Annotated in this window: 4 protein-coding genes; all 4 read left to right on the top strand. The window is 76.7% G+C overall.

All coding sequences use genetic code 11. The annotated features are described in order from the left end of the window. Positions 1 to 128 precede the first annotated feature (128 nt). A complete protein-coding gene (locus LCE31_RS07910) occupies positions 129 to 671 on the top strand; it encodes a GNAT family N-acetyltransferase (protein ID WP_225013291.1) in 543 nt (180 codons plus the stop codon). Between the two features lie 791 nt (positions 672 to 1,462). Next, positions 1,463 to 2,269, top strand: coding sequence for a TIGR03936 family radical SAM-associated protein (locus tag LCE31_RS07905; RefSeq protein ID WP_225013290.1), 807 nt, complete (start codon positions 1,463 to 1,465; stop codon positions 2,267 to 2,269). Positions 2,270 to 2,590: 321 nt separating this feature from the next. Continuing rightward, positions 2,591 to 2,845 carry a MoaD/ThiS family protein gene (locus LCE31_RS07900; RefSeq protein WP_225013289.1) on the top strand — a complete coding sequence of 85 codons (255 nt, stop codon included), beginning with the start codon at positions 2,591 to 2,593 and terminating at the stop codon, positions 2,843 to 2,845. Positions 2,846 to 2,855: 10 nt separating this feature from the next. Further along, entirely contained in the window at positions 2,856 to 4,571 is a 1,716-nt protein-coding gene (locus LCE31_RS07895) for a hypothetical protein (protein WP_225013288.1), read from the top strand. The last annotated feature ends 145 nt before the right edge of the window (positions 4,572 to 4,716 follow it).

The raw sequence follows: 4,716 nt of genomic DNA, 5'->3' as shown, positions 1-4,716 counted from the left end.
GGCCCCGGCCGCCCCCCCCCCCCCCGGGCGGCCGGGGCCGGTCCTGTTCGGCGGCAGCACGACAGGGCGTGCGTCCGTGCGGGGGAAAATGGCCGGTGAGGCCGTTTCCGGCACGGCAGAATGGGGCGATGCCGCCTCGTCTCGTCGCCCCCGACGCCCGGTTCAGGGTCTCCTTCCTCGCCGCCATGCAGGAGTTCGTCGCGGACCCGGGAGGCGACAGCGGACAGGTCGTCGCCGGGCAGGAGCTGGAGCGCTACGGGGCCCGCTGGGGACGGCCCTCGGTCTTCGCGGGGTACGTGGACGGGCTCAACGCCGAGCGTTTCGAGGAGACTCCGCGCGTCGAGGGGTGGGTCCCCTGCACGCACCTGTGGTTCGTGGACGGGGACCGGTTCCTCGGCCGGCTGTCGATCCGCCACCGGTTCACCCCCTTCCTGCTCGAATTCGGCGGCCACATCGGGTACTCCGTGCGCCCGTCCGCGCGACGGCGCGGCCATGCGACGGCGATGCTGCGTGAGTCGCTGCCGGTCGCGCGTGGACTCGGCCTCGACCCGGTGCTCGTGACGTGCGACGCCACCAACGTCGCGTCGAGGAAGGTGATCGAGGCGGCGGGCGGCCGGTTCGAGGACCAGCGGGGCGAGAAGCTGCGCTACTGGGTCGGTACCGGAACCTGACGACGCGGGCCCCGCGCACACGGCCCCGCGTGCCGGTGTGTTCGCGCCGCCGCCGGGCGCCCCGGCGTCGGTGTGACGGGTGGGAGCGCGCCTGTCCGGAGGCCGCTCCGGTCGTACGGCTCCACCGCGTCGGACGCATGAAATCCACTGGTGTACAGGGGTGTTGATGTGTGGCGGGGTGCTTCCGCGTGGCGAGGTGCTTCCGCGTCGGGAGCGGTGTGAGTGGCGGGTGCGGTAGGGGCGGCACGAGTGTTAAAGGTGGTGTGAGTGTTGAGGGCGTCGGGGGCGGTGTGAGTGTTGCGGGTGGTGGGAGCCGTGTGTCCGTCGTGGCGCCTGGCGGTGGGGACCTCGCGGGGTGCGGGAGCGTGGAGGTACGCGCGCCCGTACGGCGCGTGCACGCGTGCCGTCCGAGTGGGCGCCGGAGTCTCGTAAAGCCGCTCCCGCACACGGCGCCCCGCGCGCGTGCCCCCTCCACCCGGCCGCCGGAGCCTCGGGAACCGAACGGGGCCCTTGCGCGTACTCTGGGTAGTACGACGACTGTCCCCGGCGCGGCGCCCGCATCCGAAGAGACCTTGAGCGATCAGGGCCGATGCCGGGAGACGGAGCCAACCGCACACCTGGGGAGTGCCTTCACAGGGGCGTCGCCCGCCCGCAGGGGCGGAGCCGGGGTCGCCGGCCAGACGCGATTGTGAAGACACGACCTCAAGGGCCGCGCCGGACCGCACGGCCCCGCACCGAGGAGAGAACCACTGGGCAAGCGACAGCCCGAAGGCCCGCCGCCCGCACCCACAGTGCAGCGCATCCGACTGCGTTACACCAAGCGCGGTCGCCTCCGGTTCACCAGCCACCGCGACTTCCAGCGCGCCTTCGAGCGGGCGCTGCGCCGCGCCGAGGTGCCCATGGCGTACTCGGCGGGGTTCACGCCGCACCCGAAGGTGTCGTACGCCAATGCCGCCCCCACCGGCACGGGCAGCGAGGCCGAGTTCCTCGAGATCGCGCTGGCGCGACCGCGCGACCCGGGGGCCCTGCGGGAACTGCTCGACGCGTCGCTGCCCGCGGGCCTCGACATCGTCGACGCGGTGGAGGCGCGGGTGCCGGGCCTCGCCGACCGGCTGACGGCCTCCGTCTGGGAGCTGCGGCTGGACGGGGTGGCCCAGGGTGAGGCGGAGCGCGCGGTGGGCGCGTTCCTCGCGGCGGACACCGTCGAGGTGGAGCGCCGTACCAAGAACGGCGTGCGGACGTTCGACGCGCGGGCGGCCGTCGCGGACCTGAGGGTCGTGTCCGAGCAGGCCGCACCGGCGGCCGGCGGGGACTCCGGCTCCGCGGGTACGGGCCCCTGTGCGATACTGCGCCTGGTTGTTCGGCATGCGACACCCGCCGTACGACCCGACGACGTCCTGTCCGGTCTCCGAGCTGTGGCCGACCTGGCGCCGCCGGTCCCCGCAGCGGTGACCAGGCTGGCGCAGGGGCCCCTCGACGAGGAGTCCGGCACGGTGACCGACCCGCTCGCGGCCGACCGCGAGGCGGAGCCGGCGGGCCGCACCACGGCCCCCGGAACCGCCGCCGCGACGGCGGGAGCGGGCCCGGTCCCCGCATAGGGCAGTCGTCGCAGCGCCGCCCTCGAATCCGGGAGCCACCTGGATCGGGCAGCGCACCGACCAGAAGACTTTCGCCAGGCCCTGGCCCCCCGGCGCGCGGGGGGGGGCCCCCCCGGCCCCCCCCCGCGGCGGGGGGGGGCGCCCCCCGGGGGCGCGCCCCCCCCCCCCCGGGGGCCCCCCGGGGGCCGAGTGGTCGGGCCCGTAAGAGGCCCGGAAGAGGGCCGGGCGACACAGGCCGAGTGACGGGGCCCGCGTGCGGAAGGCCGGGACGAAGGCCTGGTCACGCGGGCCGGCGGACGAGCCGAACGAGGAGGTGCGGCGATGGCGGCGGGCACGATCCGCTACTGGGCCGCGGCGAAGGCGGCCGCGGGCGTGGCCGAGGAGCCGTACGCGGCGGACACCCTGGCCGACGCGCTGGCGGGCGCCCGGGCTCACCACCCCGGTGAGCTGGTGCGCGTCCTCGAACGGTGTTCGTTCCTCGTCGACGGCCTCGCCGTGGGCACCCGCGGGCATGAGACCGTACGGCTTGCCGAGGGCGGCACGGTCGAGGTGCTCCCGCCGTTCGCAGGAGGGTGAAGCGCACAGCATGAGCAGCGATCAGCAGTACCCGTACGACCCGGAGCGCGGGTACGGCACCCCGCCGCCGCAGCAGCCGCGGTACGGCACGCACCGGCAGGACCCGGCATACGGGCCGCAGGGCGCGTACGAGCCGCACGAGCCGCACGGCGGCGCCCCCGACGCGGCGCCCGACATGGAGGCCACCCAGACCTGGCAGGGCCAGACCTGGGACACCGGCTCCCAGCCGACCGTCGGCAACGCACCGGCCGCGCCGCCGTCGCACCAGCCCTCGTACCACCCGTACGAAGAGCAGCACCAGCGGCAGTCGCCGTACCAGGGGCACCAGCAGTACCCGGAGCACCAGCAGCCGTCGCGGGGCGGCCCTGCCCCGGCGCCCTACGGCTCCTACGAGCCCGGCCGGCCGCAGACGCCCTCGCAGGCGACCCCGCCTCCTTCCTCAATGGAGGAGACGGCCTTCTTGGCGCCGGTGCCGGGCTCCGGGCCCGCTGCGACGCCTGGTCCGCCGGCCTCTTCGATGGAGGAGACGGCCTTCTTGGCGCCGGTGCCGGCTTCTGGGCCCGCTGCGACGCCTGGTCCGCCGGCCTCTTCGATGGAGGAGACGGCCTTCCTGGCGCCGGTGCGGGCATCCGGGCCCGCCGCGACACCCGCACCGCCTGCCTCCTCGTCGGAGGAGACCGCCTTCCTGGGCGCCCCGATCACGGCGGCCTCAGGACCGGGTGCCGCGCCCGCGCCCGCCCCGGCAGCCGCGCAGCCTTCCGGCGCGTACCCGCTGCCGCCCGAGGTGCCGCCGCCGGAGCACGGCTCCGGTGCTCAGCACGGGGCGGGCCGGCAGGGCGCGGGGGCGCCCCCGTACCCCGCGCCCGCCGAGCCGACGTCTCCCGCGCCGGCTCCGGCGGCGGCCCCCGTGCCGGGCCCCGGCCCCGACCAGGCCGGGTACAACGCCCCCAGCACCCTCGGCAACGCCCGCGTCACCGACGCCCAGCGCGCCCGTGCCGAGGGCCGTTCGCCGATCATCCCGCCCGGCATCCAGCCCGCCGCGCTGACCGCCCTGCTCGGCCTGCTGCTCGCGGGCGGCGCCGCCGTCGGCTCGTACGCGCTGCTGGTGCCGGTCGTGGTGCTCCAGGCGGTCACGGCGACCGGCTGGTTCCGGCTGAACGGCATGTGGCCCGCCCGGCAGGGCATCGCGCTCGCGTTCCTCGGCGGCCTCGTCGCCGATGTCGCGCTGCTCGTCGCGGGCAGGGACAACGGACCCGCCGCGATCATGGGCACGCTCGGCGTCTGGGTGCTGCTGACCGTCGTCCTGCAACTGCGCAGCCACGCCGACCCGGACACCCGGCTGACCGGCCTGCTCGCCACGGTGGTCTCGGCGGCCCTCGCGATCATCGCCACCGGGTACCTCGCCTCGTCGTCCGACGCGGTGGTCGTCGGCGCGGTGGCCGTCGCCGTCGCCGCGCTCGTGCGGGCGCTGCCGCTGCCGGGGCCCGTCTCGGTCGCCGCAGCCCTGATCGTCGCCGCGGGCGCCGGCCTCGCCATGGGCGCCGTCACCGACTTCGGCGCGCGGGGCGCGCTGATCGGCATCGGCGCAGGGGTGTGCGCGCTCGTCGGGCTCCGGGCGGCCAGTTACGACTACCCGTCCCGCTTCGTCCACATGACGGCGGGCGTGGCCCTGCCGCTGACCGCGGCGGCCCCCGTGGTCTACCTGCTGGGCCGGGCGCTCGGCTGAATCCGGTGATTCCGGTACGGGCCCCGGCCGCTGGTCGGGGGCCGCGGCCGCGGGCCGGGGGGCCCCCAGGCCCAGGGGGCCCCGCCGGAACGGGGGGGGGGGGGGGGGGCGCGCCCCCCCGGGGCGGGGCCGCCGGCGCGAGCCC

It is taken from the genome of Streptomyces sp. 8L, assembly GCF_020176795.1.
GTDB lineage: Bacteria > Actinomycetota > Actinomycetes > Streptomycetales > Streptomycetaceae > Streptomyces.
Note: the sequence above shows the minus strand (reverse complement) of the source record. Positions and strands in the feature narration are given on the sequence as shown.